Source organism: Cohnella fermenti (assembly GCF_004801405.1).
Classification (GTDB): Bacteria; Bacillota; Bacilli; order Paenibacillales; family Paenibacillaceae; genus Cohnella; species Cohnella fermenti.
On the sequence record NZ_SSOB01000039.1, the window covers coordinates 1 to 14961 of the forward strand.

Annotated in this window: 14 protein-coding genes; 2 read left to right on the plus strand and 12 right to left on the minus strand. The window is 60.3% G+C overall.

Translation table 11 applies throughout. The features are described from left to right. Nucleotides 1-585 precede the first annotated feature (585 nt). From E6C55_RS24465 to E6C55_RS24495, 7 genes are all read right to left on the minus strand, one after another. Complete coding sequence (locus E6C55_RS24465; protein WP_211093642.1) at nucleotides 586-1731, minus strand: glucosaminidase domain-containing protein; 1146 nt, start codon at nucleotides 1729-1731, stop codon at nucleotides 586-588. A 146-nt stretch (nucleotides 1732-1877) separates the two neighbouring features. Next, nucleotides 1878-2189, minus strand: coding sequence for a hypothetical protein (locus E6C55_RS24470; RefSeq protein WP_136372457.1), 312 nt, complete (start codon nucleotides 2187-2189; stop codon nucleotides 1878-1880). A 115-nt stretch (nucleotides 2190-2304) separates the two neighbouring features. Further along, nucleotides 2305-3795, minus strand: coding sequence for a glutamate synthase subunit beta (locus E6C55_RS24475; protein ID WP_136372458.1), 1491 nt, complete (start codon nucleotides 3793-3795; stop codon nucleotides 2305-2307). A gap of 184 nt (nucleotides 3796-3979) precedes the next feature. Continuing rightward, nucleotides 3980-4468 carry a dihydrofolate reductase gene (locus tag E6C55_RS24480; RefSeq protein ID WP_136372459.1) on the minus strand — a complete coding sequence of 163 codons (489 nt, stop codon included), beginning with the start codon at nucleotides 4466-4468 and terminating at the stop codon, nucleotides 3980-3982. A gap of 99 nt (nucleotides 4469-4567) precedes the next feature. Further along, the gene (gene thyA / locus E6C55_RS24485) at nucleotides 4568-5362 is read right to left on the minus strand and encodes a thymidylate synthase (protein ID WP_136372460.1); all 795 of its coding nucleotides are present in this window, start codon (nucleotides 5360-5362) and stop codon (nucleotides 4568-4570) included. A gap of 131 nt (nucleotides 5363-5493) precedes the next feature. Next, nucleotides 5494-5985: an acyl-CoA thioesterase gene (locus E6C55_RS24490; protein WP_136372461.1), complete on the minus strand. Its 492-nt coding sequence runs from the start codon at nucleotides 5983-5985 to the stop codon at nucleotides 5494-5496. A gap of 131 nt (nucleotides 5986-6116) precedes the next feature. Beyond that, nucleotides 6117-6314: a hypothetical protein gene (locus E6C55_RS24495; protein WP_136372462.1), complete on the minus strand. Its 198-nt coding sequence runs from the start codon at nucleotides 6312-6314 to the stop codon at nucleotides 6117-6119. A gap of 121 nt (nucleotides 6315-6435) precedes the next feature. Here E6C55_RS24495 and E6C55_RS24500 point away from each other — a divergent pair, with 121 nt between their 5' ends. Beyond that, nucleotides 6436-8247, plus strand: a complete 1812-nt coding sequence (locus E6C55_RS24500; protein ID WP_168735863.1) for an ABC transporter substrate-binding protein — start codon at nucleotides 6436-6438, stop codon at nucleotides 8245-8247. A gap of 101 nt (nucleotides 8248-8348) precedes the next feature. Here the strand turns inward: E6C55_RS24500 and lpdA are convergent, their stop codons facing one another. From lpdA to pdhA, 4 genes are read right to left on the minus strand one after another with little or no spacing between them, the layout of a single operon-like run. After that, nucleotides 8349-9770 carry a dihydrolipoyl dehydrogenase gene (gene lpdA / locus E6C55_RS24505; protein ID WP_136372464.1) on the minus strand — a complete coding sequence of 474 codons (1422 nt, stop codon included), beginning with the start codon at nucleotides 9768-9770 and terminating at the stop codon, nucleotides 8349-8351. A 3-nt stretch (nucleotides 9771-9773) separates the two neighbouring features. Then, a complete protein-coding gene (locus E6C55_RS24510; protein ID WP_136372465.1) occupies nucleotides 9774-11117 on the minus strand; it encodes a dihydrolipoamide acetyltransferase family protein in 1344 nt (447 codons plus the stop codon). A gap of 28 nt (nucleotides 11118-11145) precedes the next feature. After that, nucleotides 11146-12123, minus strand: coding sequence for an alpha-ketoacid dehydrogenase subunit beta (locus E6C55_RS24515; protein ID WP_136372466.1), 978 nt, complete (start codon nucleotides 12121-12123; stop codon nucleotides 11146-11148). 41 nt (nucleotides 12124-12164) lie between these two features. Continuing rightward, complete coding sequence (gene pdhA, locus E6C55_RS24520) at nucleotides 12165-13268, minus strand: pyruvate dehydrogenase (acetyl-transferring) E1 component subunit alpha (RefSeq protein ID WP_136372467.1); 1104 nt, start codon at nucleotides 13266-13268, stop codon at nucleotides 12165-12167. 381 nt (nucleotides 13269-13649) lie between these two features. On the opposite strand from pdhA, the gene E6C55_RS24525 reads away from it, so the two are divergent. Further along, nucleotides 13650-14396: an alpha/beta hydrolase gene (locus tag E6C55_RS24525; RefSeq protein ID WP_136372468.1), complete on the plus strand. Its 747-nt coding sequence runs from the start codon at nucleotides 13650-13652 to the stop codon at nucleotides 14394-14396. 73 nt (nucleotides 14397-14469) lie between these two features. Here the strand turns inward: E6C55_RS24525 and E6C55_RS24530 are convergent, their stop codons facing one another. After that, complete coding sequence (locus tag E6C55_RS24530) at nucleotides 14470-14934, minus strand: low molecular weight protein-tyrosine-phosphatase (RefSeq protein ID WP_136372469.1); 465 nt, start codon at nucleotides 14932-14934, stop codon at nucleotides 14470-14472. Nucleotides 14935-14961 lie beyond the last annotated feature (27 nt).

Genomic DNA, 14961 nt, shown 5'->3' on the forward strand with positions numbered 1-14961 from the left:
CTTAAACGACTCTGTTGCCAGCTTCGCTCCAAGACTCGCTATTGGTGGCGTGGCTTCGCCTTTTCCAAGCAGGGTTTCCACCTGCTAAGTTACTCAACCTATGCTCGGTCGCTCTGGTTTTTCACATATAATCGCCCAAATGTCCCGTTACCGAGCCGCGCCAATGTGATTTTTCGCATAAAATTCGGCGACTCTGTAACGCAATGCGACAAAAGCCCGCCGCCCCAAACATCCGCCTGGATAAATTCCATATTATGGTCCTCGCGAGATGACTATCCCCCGTTTGAACGCTTATGCCTCTTCTCCCCGCGGCTCAGGAACCTCCCCTTACCGACCATCAACCATCGACCATCGTTGCATCGTCCATCGCCGTCCCCCCACTGCCACCGGGTAATCCCAATCCCCCGCATGTTCCCTATCCTGAACGAACGGGAGAGGAGACCTAATGCCGCCGAAGGGGATAGACAAGGCACGGTTCGGATAACCGCATACGCAGGCCAAACACACCGAACACGCCAAAGACGCGAACACAGCAGCGTGTTCGCGTCTCTCTCTATTCCCGATTCGATGTCCATCCGGCTCCCTCTAGGGAAGATCGGCCTCCTCCGACGACAACGACGATAACGACGATGACGGCTCCGACAGTTCTGACAGCTCTGATAGCTCGGTCAGCTTCTCGAACAGCAGCCGTACGCCCGTTGACCAGGCCGGGTCCTCGGCATAACTGAGGTTCATCCAGGCGATCGGCTCCTCGCCCTTGGGGACGGAGCCGGCCAGCTTGGCGATCAGCTTCGCGGCGATCCGCGAGGAATCCCGGATGTCGGTGTTGTACTCCTCCCAACTGTGGAACACGTTAAACGGATTGTTCGCAATCCGTTCCGCATGCAGGCCGGACTTCGGCACGAAGCCTTGCTCCTGCCCGGTGATCGCGAGCAGAAGCAGCGGGTTCACGTCGTATTCCTCCGCGCTCGCGACGATGGCCGAGAAGTACGGCTCCTCGGCGAGCAACGAATCGCGGCTGTGCAGGTAGCCTAGCACCGGCTCCTCCTCGAACTCGCGGAATCGCAGCAGCGCCGGCATCCCGCTCGCGTCCGCTTCCGTCGCAGCGCTCTCCCGGACGATTCCCGCATTCAACTCGTCCGGCGGATCGGCGTTCGTTCGCTCCGGCGCCGGAAGCGCCCAGAGGGCCATTCCCGCCGCGAGCAGAGCGGACAACAGTCCCCATATTAACCTTCGCCCCCTGCTTCCGCGCAGGCGGGCCGACGCGGCGGCATCATCGCTTGATGCCATCGCAAGGGACTCGCCGGGAAAATCCGCGATATTCGTCCCCGATCCCATCCTCATCCCCGGCCCCGGGCGGCTTCCAGCAAGCCGGGAGGCGAGCTGCTCCCGGCTCCATCGTCCCCGCTCGCGCTCCTCCAGCCACGTATGCAGCCGGTCCAGATCCAGCAGCCGCTCCGCCTCGCCGGGAGCCAGGTCCGCGCACACATCGAGCACGTCCTCCGGCACGACCTCGCGGCTCTCGCCGATCAGGCAGCGGCGGATCAGCTCGCGGGTAATTCGCTGCTTAAGGAGCGAATCCAGCTCGGGCAGACGGCGCTCGATCGTTCCTCGAACCGCTTCCGCCACGATCTCCGCCTGCCTTGCCTTCGGCAACGGGGCATACTTCGTCTGGACATATCGGCGTATGACCGAGACGTCCGACGGCGACAGCAACACGGCTGGCTCCATTCGCTCCCCGTCCTCTCCTCGGCTTCTCCGCTCAGCTTGCGCTCCGATCGGCAACCGAACGAATCTCTTGCTCTATCGTCTAGTTTACCATAGAGGGAAGTTTTGGAGAATGGACGAGTCGCAAGGAACGCCCGAGGAACCGAACGTCACGCGTTGCGAATCGCTGCCTGCATCGCTTCGCTGCGCAAATACGCTTCGATCTGCTCCTTCTCGAATACCGTGAACTGATATTCGCTGTCGCAGCCTTCATCCTGCGCTTCGATCTGGATCGGATGACCCGCGCGGGTGCAGATCGCAAGCGCCGTCAGGTCGATGACATCGGAGGGCATCTCATCCGTCCCCGGCTTCGTCTCGAAGCGCAGCTCGACGTCCACCCATTGCTCGTCGCGGCGCTCGATTCTCGGGATGAATTGCGCGAACTGCAGTTGCGTGATCCGGTCGTCTCCGTATTTGATCATTCCGCATTCCTCCTTCGAACGGGACAAGAGGGCTGCCTGCGACCGGCAATTCCCGGCCGCAGACAACCCTCTGCCCACGTATTCGTAACAGCTTGTTCGCACGAGCTCGCGCGTCTTACGGAAGCATCGAGGAGCCCATCAGATACTTGTCGACTTCGCGAGCCGCTTCGCGGCCTTCATTGATGGCCCAGACGATAAGACTCTGTCCGCGGCGCATGTCGCCGGCGGCGAACACCTTGTCGACGCTCGTCTTGTACTTGCCGTATGCAGCCTTGACGTTCGAGCGGCGATCCGTCTCAAGACCGAGCTGATCGATGATTGTCCGCTCCGGCCCTTCGAAGCCGACGGCGACCAGAACGAGATCGGCCGGCCATACCTTCTCGGTTCCCGCAATCTCTTCGTAAATCTTGCGGCCTTGCTCGTCGACGTAACGGCGAATCTGAACCGTGTGAAGCTCCTTCACGTTGCCGTTCTCGTCGCCGACGAACTTCTTCGTCAGGACGGAGAACGCGCGCGGATCTTCTCCGTACAGCGCCTTCGCCTCTTCATGCGCGTAATCGAGCGTGTAGACGTTCGGGAATTGAGGCCACGGGTTGCTCACCGAATCGCGCACGTCCGGCGCCTTGGCGTGCGTGCCGAACTGGGTAACGCTCGTGCAGTCAAGCCGCAGGCTCGTCGCCACGCAGTCCGTGCCGGTGTCGCCGCCGCCGATGACGATGACGTGCTTGTTCTTGGCATCGATGTAGTTGCCGTCGGCCAGGTTGCTGTCCAGGTAGCTCTTGATGGACGCATTCAGGAAGTCCATCGCCGGATGAATTCCCTTCAGCTTCGCGCCCTCGATATCGCCGAGACCGCGAGCCTTCGTCGCGCCGCCGCACAGGACAACCGAATCGAATTCGGCGAGCAACTGCTCCGAGGAGATGTCCTTGCCGATCTCCGTGTTCGTCACGAAGGTGATGCCCTCGGCGCGAAGAAGCTCGATGCGGCGCTCGACGATGTTCTTCTCGAGCTTCATCGTCGGGATGCCGTACATCATAAGGCCGCCCAGACGGTCGGCACGCTCATAGACCGTTACCGTATGTCCCGCCTTGTTCAGTTGCGCGGCAGCCGCGAGTCCCGCGGGGCCGGAACCGACGACGGCTACCTTCTTGCCCGTGCGCGCCTTCGGCGGCTGCGGAACGACCCAGCCTTCTTCGAAGGCGCGGTCGATGATCGCTTGCTCGATCGTCTTGATCGTGACGGGTTCGCCGATCAGGCCCACCGTACAGGAACCCTCGCAAGGAGCCGGGCACACGCGTCCCGTAAATTCGGGGAAGTTGTTCGTCTTCGACAGCCGTTCGTAAGCTTCTCTCCACAAGCCGCGGTAGACCAAATTGTTCCATTCCGGAATCAGGTTGTTGATCGGGCAGCCGGATGCACTTCCGGCCAGCTCCATTCCGGTATGGCAATAGGGCGTTCCGCAGTCCATGCAGCGGGAGCCTTGGGTGCGCAATTGCTCTTCAGAGAACATCCGGTGGAACTCGTTCCAGTCCTTGATTCGCTCCAATGGATCGCGGTCACTCGGAAGCTCGCGTTGATATTCCATAAATCCCGTAGGCGTCGACATCTTCATTTCCCCCATCTATCGGTGTTTCGAACGCGCGGCGCTCATTCCAGCTTGCATAAGTGTATCTGGTCGACAAACTCCAGAACCAGCCGCTTCGCGGCTATCCTCGTTAATAATAGATCATCCTACCAGACAACCTTGGAAGCTAGAATGGACTATTCCCCGTATTATTTGTACGAATTGTCTACACACGCTTTCGTTCATAGATGCAGAATACATGAGGGTGCCTGTTCTTCTCATCCAGGACTCCGTCGGTGCTCGAGACGAGGTTCCATTCGGCACGATCGAATGCCGGGAAGAAGGCGTCGCCTTCGAAGCTCTCGTCAATCTCCGTCAGGACGAGCCGATCCGCCTTGCCGAGAAGCTGACGATACAGCTCCGCCCCGCCGATGACCATCAGCTCTTCCTTGGCGTAGACATCGATCGCCTCTTCCGCAGTCCTCACGAGGATGCAGCCCTCGGGCGCCTCGGCGAGCGTCCGCGACAGGACGATGTTGGTGCGGTCCTTCAGCGGCCTGCCCAGCGATTCGAACGTCTTGCGGCCCATGAGCACCGGCTTGCCGACCGTCCGGCTCTTGAAGAACTTCATGTCGGCCGGAAGCCTCCACAGCAATGCGTTGTCCGCTCCGATAACCCCGTTCCGCGCCACCGCCGCGATAAGCGTAATCGTCATATCATCACCTTTTCCCCAAGTGTGCACCTATCATACCATATCGTCCCCGAAGCTGACTACCGAACATTCCGACACAACCATCGGAGAATGTTCGGATATTCAGATGGCTACCGGCGCTTTAATCCCCTTGTGGTGCTGGTAATCGACGAATTCGAAGTCATCATAACGGTAATCGAAGATGCTGTCCGGCTTCCGCCTGATGACGAGCTGCGGCAGCGGGAACGGCTCGCGCTCAAGCTGGCGCTTCACCTGCTCCACATGGTTGCTGTAAATATGCGTATCGCCGCCCGACCAGATGAACTCGCCGACGCCGAGGTCGCATTGCTGGGCGATCATGTGGGTCAGAAGCGCGTAGGATGCAATGTTGAACGGAAGGCCAAGGAACGTATCGATTGAACGCATCGTCAGCATGCAGCTTAGCTTGCCTTCCGCGACATAGAATTGGAACACGAAGTGGCAGGGCGGAAGCTTCATCTTGTCGATCTCGGCGACGTTCCAGGCGCTGACCAGGTGCCTGCGCGAGTCCGGGTTGCGCTTGATCGCGGCCACGACGTCCGCTATCTGGTCGATCGTGCGGCCGTCCGCCGTCTCCCACGCCCTCCATTGCGAGCCGTAGACAGGCCCCAGATCTCCGTTCTCGTCGGCCCATTCGTCCCAGATCGTAACGCCGTTCTCCTTCAGATAACGAATATTCGTCTCGCCGCTCAGGAACCACAGCAATTCGTGCACAATAGCCGGGAGATGCAGCCGCTTCGTTGTCACGAGCGGGAAGCCTTCATTCAGATCGAAGCGAAGCTGCCGGCCGAATACGCTCAGCGTCCCCGTTCCCGTCCGGTCCTCCTTCTTGACGCCGTGATCGAGCACGTCCTGGAGCAAATCCAAATAATTTCGCAATTTCTACACACCTTCTGTCGTTATTTACAGCTTATTTTACATGGAACCCGTTTATCTGTCGATGAGACGCGCGGCGGCTCCTGTCGGCCCTGCCGGTCGGAACGGCGCCCTTCCGCACGAGCGCCCGTCGCTTATTCGTCGATGTAGAATTGCTCCTCGCGGCGGTTCCTGCGCCTCTCCGCGCGTTCCGGAGCGCTTGCATACAGCTTCTTCTCCACCTCGGTCTCCGGCACGACCTTCGGCACCTCCGCCGGCTTGCCGTTCTCGTCGACGGCGACGAACGTGTTGAAGCAGGTGACGGTTGTGCGCCGCTCCCCTCTCTCGAGGTTCTCCGCCCGCACGATGCAATAAATCTCCATCGAAGTCCGCCCCGTCCAGGAGACGAACGCCTCGAGCTCGACCGCCTCGCCCATGTAGACCGGAGATTTGAAGTCGAGGCTGTCCGTCGATGCGGTAACGACCCTTCTGCCGCAATGCCTCATCGCCGCGATCACGCAGATCTCGTCTATGTACTTCATCAGATTGCCGCCGAACATCGTGCCATGGTAATTCGTATCCCCCGGAAAAACAAGCATCGTCTTGATCGAGCGGGAGACGCTCGTCGGTTTCGCTTCTGCGCTCATGCTGGTTGTGCCCCTCTCTTCGTGCTGTCTGTCTCTTTACCATTATAGTCTTGCCCAAGCCGGCAGGGCGAGTCGAATCGGCAACAAAATATAAAGAAGCGGCCCGAAGGCCGCCGCCAAAAGGGGAAATCTTAACGCGGCAACGTGCGGAACAGCTTCCGGAACAACGTCCGGGCAAGCGTCGCCGGCAGATCGGCTCTTCTTCCCGCCCGGCGCGAACAGCGAAGGTTCCATTCCCCGTCCGGCGCGCCCGGCCGCCTCATCTCCGCTTGCAGCTCGCGGTATTGGAATTCGACCTTCTGGGCCACCATATACGCTTGATCCATCATGGCTTCTCCTCCTGTGCGGCTCCTGTTGACTCCATTATGGGGTTCTCAAAAGGGGATAAAAAGAGTAGAATCGCCTTATGTCGCTTCACCTTTTATTCCTTCAACAGCGCCGGAGGTACTTATGCTGACTGCCGAGAGGTACTTGACGTTATACGATCGCTTCGCTGGCGAGGGGCCGCGCGATACGTTCTTCGAAGCCACGGTCGAGGAAGCGGCCGCGGCGCTCTATTGCACGCCCAGGAACGCGAAGCTCGTCCTTCGCAAGCTCGAAGAAGAGCGGCTCGTCGCTTGGACTCCCGGCCGCGGGCGCGGCAATCGGTCCCGCATCGCTTTCCGCCGGGAGAAGGAAGATTACTTGCTTGAGGCGGGCCGCAGCCTCGCGGAACGCGGCGATTACAAGCAGGCGTTGGAGCTGCTCGACCGGTTCGCCCGCGGCACGAACGCCAGGCAAGCGTTCATGGAATGGCTGAACGGACACTTCGGCTATCAGAAAATCGCTCCGGACAACTTAAACGCGAAGGATCTGCTGCGATTCCCCATCTTCCGGCCGATCATGACGCTCGACCCCGCCGAGGTCAACTTCTCGTTCGACTCCCATCTCATCCGCCAGATCTATGGCCGGCTTGTGCAGTTCGACGAGAAGCAAGGGAAGATTGTTCCGGCTGTCGCCCATACGTGGACAAGCACCCCCGATGCGATGGAATGGGTGTTCTATCTGCGCAAGGGCGTGCTGTTCCACGACGGCCGCGAGCTGACCTCAAGCGATGTCCAATATACGTTCGAGAGACTCGGAAGCGGCAAGGCGAACAGTTGGATCGTTCGCGGGGTGTCGGCCGTCGAGACGATCGGCCCGCGTGTCGTCCGGTTCCGGCTGGAGCGTCCGAACCGGATCTTCGACCGCTTCCTGTGCGCTGCAGCCGCCTCCATCCTTCCGCGAGACCCGGGCGGGCAGAACGAGGCCGCCTTCTGGTCGTTGCCGATCGGCTGCGGGCCGTTCCGCCTGCACAGCTATTCGTCGCACAGCGTGCTGCTTGCCGCCCATTCGAGCTATTATGCCGGAAGGCCCTACCTTGACGGCGTTCGCATCGTCCGCATGCCGGAGGAGTGCCAGGAGGCGTTCTCCGCCATGCCGGAGATTGTGCACAACGTGCAATCCAACCGGGCGGACCCGCCAAGTGACGACGCGGCGGACAGCGAGCGGCAGCAGCTTATCCGCTTGTGCAACGGCAGCACGCTTATCTGCTGGAACATGAACCGGGACGGCCCCCACCAGTCCGAGGCGTTCCGCCGCGCCGTGCGAATGATTCTGAACCCGCTCGACCTGATCGGGGAGCTGGCCGGCGATCGCGCGCTGCCGGCGAGCAGCTTCCGGCCCGAGGACAGCATGGCGATGCCTGTCGGCGAGCTCGATCCGGAACGGGTGCGGACCGCGCTTCGGGAGAGCCGTTACGACGGTTCTCCGGTAATACTGCGGGTCTCGGAGAAGTATCGGAACGACGCCGATTGGATCGTTCGCCGCTTAGCGGACTGGAGCGTTCGGGCGGAGGTAACGTATTCCTCCTGGGCGGATACGTCGACCAGCGCGCACTTGCTGGATGCGGACATGACGCTGTTCTCCATCGGGTTCGCCGAGGACGAGGTGTGCGAGGTCGAGTTCTACGAGCATGGACAATGCGTCGTCAAGGCTTATCTGGACCCGGAGCGCGACGGCTGGATTCGCCGGCGCATCGACGCTTCCCTGGCTGCCGACACGCAGCCTGAGCGCCGGCTTATGCTGCGGGAAGTCGAGCAGCGCCTGCGGGACGAGGCCGTTCTCCTGTTCTTGTTCCACGAACGCAACAATCGCACGCTTCCCTCCTCGATACGCGGAGCGAGCCTCAATTCGCTCGGCTGGATCGACTTCGAGGACATCTGGCTGGAGCCGCATGAATGAGCGCTTGCGCACAAGCGGAAGAACCCGATCCCTGCAGCGTTAGCTGCTTGGATCGGGTTCTTCCTTGATTATGCTGATCCTGGTGCGTAGGGGAAGGCCCCTTACTTCTTCGGAGCGAGCGTGTGGATCGGATGACCCAGCGCGAGTTCCGCCGTGTCCATCGTGATCTCGCCCAGCGTCGGGTGAGCGTGGATCGTCAGCGCGATGTCTTCGACCGTCGCGCCCATCTCGATCGCCAGGCCAAGCTCGGCGATGATGTTGGACGATTCGACGCCGGCGATCTGCGCGCCGTACACAAGACCCGTCTCCGCGTCGGAGATGATCTTCATGAAGCCGTCGGCTCCGTCAAGCGTAACGGCACGGCCGTTGCCGCCGAACGGGAACTTGCTGGACTTGACGTTCAGGCCCTTGTCCTTCGCTTCCTTCTCGGTGTAGCCAACGCTTGCGCACTCCGGATCGGTGAATGCGACGGCCGGGATGCACTTGTAGTCGACCTTGGAAGGCAGTCCGGCGATCGCTTCCGCCGCAACCTTCGCTTCATAGGAAGCCTTGTGCGCCAGAGCCGCGCCCGGAACGATGTCGCCGATCGCGAAGATGTGCTTGATGTTCGTGCGGCATTGGTCGTCGACTTCGATCAGGCCGCGTTCGCCGACCTTGACGCCGATGAGGTCGAGGCCCAGCTCGCCGTCCGTGTTCGGACGACGGCCGACGGTAACGAGAAGGTACTCGGCGGTAACGGTCTTCGTCTCGCCCTTCACTTCGTAAGTAACCGTGATGTCCTTGTCGGTCTGCTCGGCGCTCTTCGCCAGCGCGCCGTTCACGATCTCGACGTTGTTCTTCTTCATCTTCTTGACGACGAGCTGGCTCATATCCTTGTCGAAGCCAGGAATGATCGTGTCCGCGCCCTCAAGGATCGTGATCTGCGTGCCGAACTTCGAATACATCTGGCCGAGCTCGGCGCCGATGTAGCCGCCGCCGATAACGATCATGCTCTTCGGCACTTCCGCGAGGGACAGCGCTTCGGTCGAGGACAGAATACGTCCGCCGAACGGGAACGCCTTCAGCTCGATCGGACGGGAGCCCGTCGCGATGATGCAGTTCTTGAAGCGGTAGCGCGGAGCTTCCTGATCGTTGAACAGGCGGGCTTCGGTCTCGTTGATGAACATAACTTCGCCGCGGAACATCTCGACCTTGTTCGCCTTCAGCAGCATCTCGACGCCGCTCGTCATCTTGTTGACGACGGAGCCCTTGTACTCCTGCACCTTGCCGAAGTCCACGCTGATGCCTTCGGCCTTGAGGCCGTACTTGTCGCCGTGAAGCATCTCTTCGTAATGGTGAGCTGCGTTGATCAGCGCCTTGGACGGGATACAGCCCACGTTCAGGCAGACGCCGCCGAAGTTGCCTTTATCTGCGATAATAACCTTCTGACCGAGCTGTGCGGCGCGAATTGCGGCGACATATCCGCCGGGGCCTGCACCGATGACGAGCAAATCGATATCAAGAGAAGCGTCTCCTACGACCATGTCTTATACCTCCATAACGAGCAGCTCGGGATCTGCGAGCAACTGCTTGATGTAGTTCATGAAATTCTGAGCGGTAGCGCCGTCGACGATACGGTGATCGAAGCTGAGCGACAGAGCCATCATCGGAGCCGCGACAATCTCGCCGTTCTTGATGACAGGCTTCTCGGAGATGCGTCCCGTGCCGAGAATCGCCACTTCCGGGAAGTTGATGACCGGCGTGAAGAACATGCCGCCGGCGGAGCCGATGTTCGTGATCGAGATTGTGCTTCCCTTCAGCTCGCCCGCGGTAAGCTTGCCGTCGCGGCCGCGGCCGGCCAGGTCGCGAATCTCGTTCGCGATGTTCCAGATGTTCTTGCGATCCGCATCGAAGACGACCGGAACGATCAGGCCGTTCTCCGTATCGGTTGCGATGCCGATGTTGTAATACTTCTTGTAGACGATCTCGTTGGCCGCCTCGTCGATCATCGCGTTCATGACCGGGAACTCGCGGCACGCGGCGACGAGCGCCTTCACGATGAACGGCAGGTACGTCAGCTTGACGCCCTTCTTCTCGGCGACCGGCTTCGCGCGGGAGCGCAGCGCCACGAGTGCGGAGACGTCCACCTCGTCCATCAGCGTCACATGCGGAGCCGTGTAGACCGACTTGACCATCGCGTTCGCGATCGCCTTGCGGATGCCCTTGAACGGAACGCGCTCTTCGACGCCAGGACCTGCCGGCGCTGCCGTCTTCGCGGCAGGAGCTGCAGCGGCTTGTCCGGCGGCTGCCGGCGCTTCGGCTGCGGCTGGAGCCGCGCTTGCGGAAGCGGCGCCGCCTTCGGCGAAGGCGATCACATCCTCGCGAGTGATGCGGCCGTTCTTGCCGGTGCCGCCGACGCTCGCGATGTTGACGCCCTTCTCGCGGGCCAGCTTGCGGATGCTCGGCGTCGCCAGAACGACGGCGTTCGGCGCCGGAGCTGCCGCCGCAGGGGCTGGAGCTGCCGATTCGGCTGCCGGCGCGGAGGCGGCAGCTTGAGCCGGCTGACCTTGCGTGTCGGCGCCGCCCTTGGCCGAGTTGTCCGTGCTGGCGGAGCCGGCGTCAGACGCATGAATCGATTCCGGCAGTTCGCCTTCCGCTTCGATGACGGCGACGACTTCGCCCACGTGCATCACTTGGCCGTCCTTGCCGAACACTTCCAGAATCTTGCCGTTGACCGGACAAGGCACTTCAACAATCGCCTTGTCGTTCTGCACTTCCATAATAATATCTTCGTCTGTTACCGACTGCCCCGGAGCGATGTGCATCTTGACGATTTCGCCTTCATGCAATCCTTCTCCGAGCTCGGGGAACCGATATTCGAATCGAGCCACGTCGAATCCTCCTGTCTTATGCGCGTGATTAGAACTCCAGCACTTGCTTGGCCGCCTTCACGATGCGGGCCGGCGTCGGCAGCCAGGTATCTTCGATCTGGGCGAACGGATAAACCGTATCCGGACCGGCAACGCGAAGCACGGGAGCTTCGAGGTGAAGGATCGCCTTCTCGTTGATCTGGGCGATGACTTCGGCTGCGGCGCCGGAAGTCTTCTGCGCCTCCTGAACGACGATCGCGCGATTCGTCTTCTTGAGCGATTCCACGATGGTCTCGATGTCAAGCGGCATAAGCGTACGCAGATCGATGATCTCGGCGTTGATGCCTTCCTTCGCCAGCTCGTCTGCCGCCTTCTTCGCGGTATGAACCATAAGGCCGTAAGCGATGATCGTTACGTCCGCTCCTTCGCGAACGATGTTCGCCTTGCCGATCGGAACGGTGTACTCCCCTTCCGGCACTTCGTCGCGGAAAGCGCGGTATAAGTTCAGATGCTCCATGAAGAAGACCGGATCGTTGTCGCGGATTGCCGAGATCAGCAATCCCTTCGCATCGTAAGGGTTCGAAGGCACGATGACCTTGATGCCGGGAGTCTGGATGGCCAGACCTTCGAGCGAGTCGGTATGAAGCTCGGCCGCCTTGACGCCGCCGCCGAACGGCGTGCGGAAGACGATCGGCGCGTTGTAGCGGCCGCCGGAACGGAAGCGCAAGCGAGCCGCTTGAACGAACATCTGGTCGAGCGCTTCGTAGATGAACCCGACGAACTGAATCTCGGCGATCGGGCGGAAGCCCTGCGTGCCAAGACCGACCGCAAGACCTCCGATCGCGGATTCCGCGAGCGGGGTGTCGAATACGCGGTTCTCGCCGAACTCGGCCTGGAGTCCTTCGGTCGCACGGAAGACCCCGCCGACGTGGCCGACGTCTTCACCGAAGATCAGCACGTTCTGGTCGCGGCGAAGCTCGACTCGCATCGCGTCTTTAATGGCTTCAATCATATTCATTTGTGCCATGCTGCTAACTCTCCCATCTATGGTTTATCGGCTGCTGCGTTTTATTGGAAGTCCGCTTTTTGCTCTTCGAGGTGAGCCGGCGTGTTCTCGAACATGCTGTCGATCAGGCCCGCAACCGTCATCTTCTCGGTCTGCTCGGCCTTCTTGATGTGCTCGTTCACCGCGTTCTTCGCTTCTTCGCGAACGCGCGCCGTGTCTTCATCCGACCAGAGGCCCTTCGCTTCGAGGAACTTGCCGAAGCGGATCAGCGGATCGCGGAGGCTCCACTCCTGCTCTTCTTCCTTCGTGCGATACTTCGTCGCATCGTCGGACATCGAGTGCGGACGGAACCGGTACGTCAGCGCTTCGATCAGCGTAGCGCCGCCGCCGTCGCGGGCGATTGCCGCCGCTTGCTGCACCGCGTAGATGACGGCGAGCACGTCCATGCCGTCGATCTGCAGGCCGCGGATGCCGGCTGCCAGCGCCTTGTGGGCGATGGATTGGGCGCCCGTCTGCTTGGCGAACGGAGTCGTGATCGCATAACCGTTGTTCTGCACGAAGTAGATAACCGGCAGCTTAAACGAACCGGCATAGTTCAGGCCTTCGTAGAAGTCGCCCTCGGAGGAGCCGCCGTCGCCGGTGTACGTGATGGCGACGCGCTTCTCGCCCTTCAGCTTGAAGCCCATGGCGATGCCCGTCGCGTGCAGGATCTGCGCGCCGATGATGATCTGCGGCATCAGAACGTTGACGCCTTCTGGAATCTGGCCGCCGTGCTGGTGGCCGCGCGAATACAGGAACGCTTGGTACATCGGCAAGCCGTGCCAGACGATCTGCGGCATGTCGCGGTAGCCCGGGCAGACGAAGTCTTCCTTGGTCAGAGCGTATTCGCTGCCGACCATCGTGCCTTCCTGACCGGATACCGGCGCATAGAAGCCCAGGCGTCCTTGACGTCCCAGGTTGATGGCGCGATCGTCCCACGCGCGGGTGAAGACCATGCGGTACATGACTTCTTTAAGCTGTTCGTCCGTCAGATCCGGCATGTAATCCGGATTGATGACTTCTCCTTCCGGAGACAATACCTGCAACGGGGCTACATCTTCCGAGTGCACCTCGTGCGTAAGAGAGTTAACCGGCTTCGCCGGAGCGTCCAAAGAACCTTTACTCATTATCGCTCACCTCGTCTGGAATTGTGGAAGGGGAGTTTCTGTTATAGGATTATTATAAACCTGTATGACTCGGAAGGTCAAAGAAAAATAGCCATTTTCATTGATTTTTCTTCACTTTGTCCCTCGCAATGTTTGTAGTACAGATTAAATTTTTATAGGTAACACAGTAATACAATGCCTCATGAAAAAGCTTACATGCCGTTCCCCCGCAAGGCTTGCGGCAGATAAGATCAGCGTTCGTCATGATTCGAATTCGCGCCGCAGATTGGCAAACACAGTCCGATCCTATTGACAAATCCCTCCACTCTTCCCTATGGTGTACCCATGCCAATGGTTCGCCATACGTAGAATCATCTCCAATGAAAGGAAGTATCCGCCAGAATGAGCGACATATCCGTCACCAAGAGAACGATCGTACGGCACGAGGTGCCAAGCCAATTATTGAAGGAAGGCGTTCGCACGATTCGCGTCTATCTTCCCCCAGGCTACCAGGAATTGCTCAGCTATCCCGTCGTCTATTGTCAGGACGGCGAGGACTTCTTCAACTTCGGCCGGGTCGCGACGATCTCCCATCGGTTGATCCTCGAGAGCGACTGGGACCCCTTTATTATTGTCGGCATCGATGTCGATAAACATCACCGGACTTCGGAATACCGCACGGACGGCGAGCGCCACTCGGCTTATGTCCGCTTCGTCGCGGAAGAGCTTCTTCCCTATGTGGAAAATAACTTCTCCGTCCGCCGCGTTCCCGAGGAACGCCTGCTCGCCGGAGATTCGCTGGGAGGGGCCGTCAGCCTCTCGCTCGCTCTGCGTTACCCCCAGTTGTTCACCCGCATTCTGTCGCTGTCCGGCGCCTACTACGACGAGATCCTCCGCGAGATGCAGTCGTACCAGGATCTGTCGGCGCTGTCGCTGTGGATGACCGTCGGGCTTCGCGAGACGCTGTACGAGACCGATCACGGCACGTACAACTTCGTCGAGTTGAACCGGACCGCCCGGACGACGCTCGAAGCGCGCGGCGCCTACGTCGATTACCGCGAGAAGGACGGCGAGCACAAGTGGGGCTTCTGGCAATCCGAGCTGCCCGAAGCGCTCGGCGCGTTCCTCGGTCCGGACGCGCATATGTAACGCGAACACCCGCCGGCCAAGAGCAGCCGGCGGGTGTTCGGTGTATCATCGGAAGCGGCGCTGATGCGAACAATCACCTTAAATCGGCGATTCGTTCGACAAGCCGATCGCAGCCTTCTCCTACCATCTCGTAAACCTCGTCGAAGTTGCCCGTATAATACGGGTCGGGCACATCGTCGAGGCCTCTCTCCGGCACGAGCGACAAGAAGCGGATGACCTCCGCCCGCGAGTTCGCTCCGACGACCGAGCGAATGTCCCGCTCGTTGTTGGAATCCATCGCAACGATGAGGTCGAACGCCTCCCCGTCCTCCTTCTTCAGCTTGCGCGCCTTCATACCGTCGTACGAGATGCGGTTGGCATCGAGCACCGCCCGCGTTCCTTCGTGCGGCGGCTTGCCGATATGCCAGTCTCCCGTTCCGGCCGAGTCGATCGTCACATTCGCAAGACCCGCCTTCGCCGCCCGCTCGCGGAATACCGCTTCGGCCATCGGGGACCGGCAAATATTGCCCAAGCACACGAACAATACCGAATAAGACATGGGCAGTCCTCCTTCCATAAGGTATAC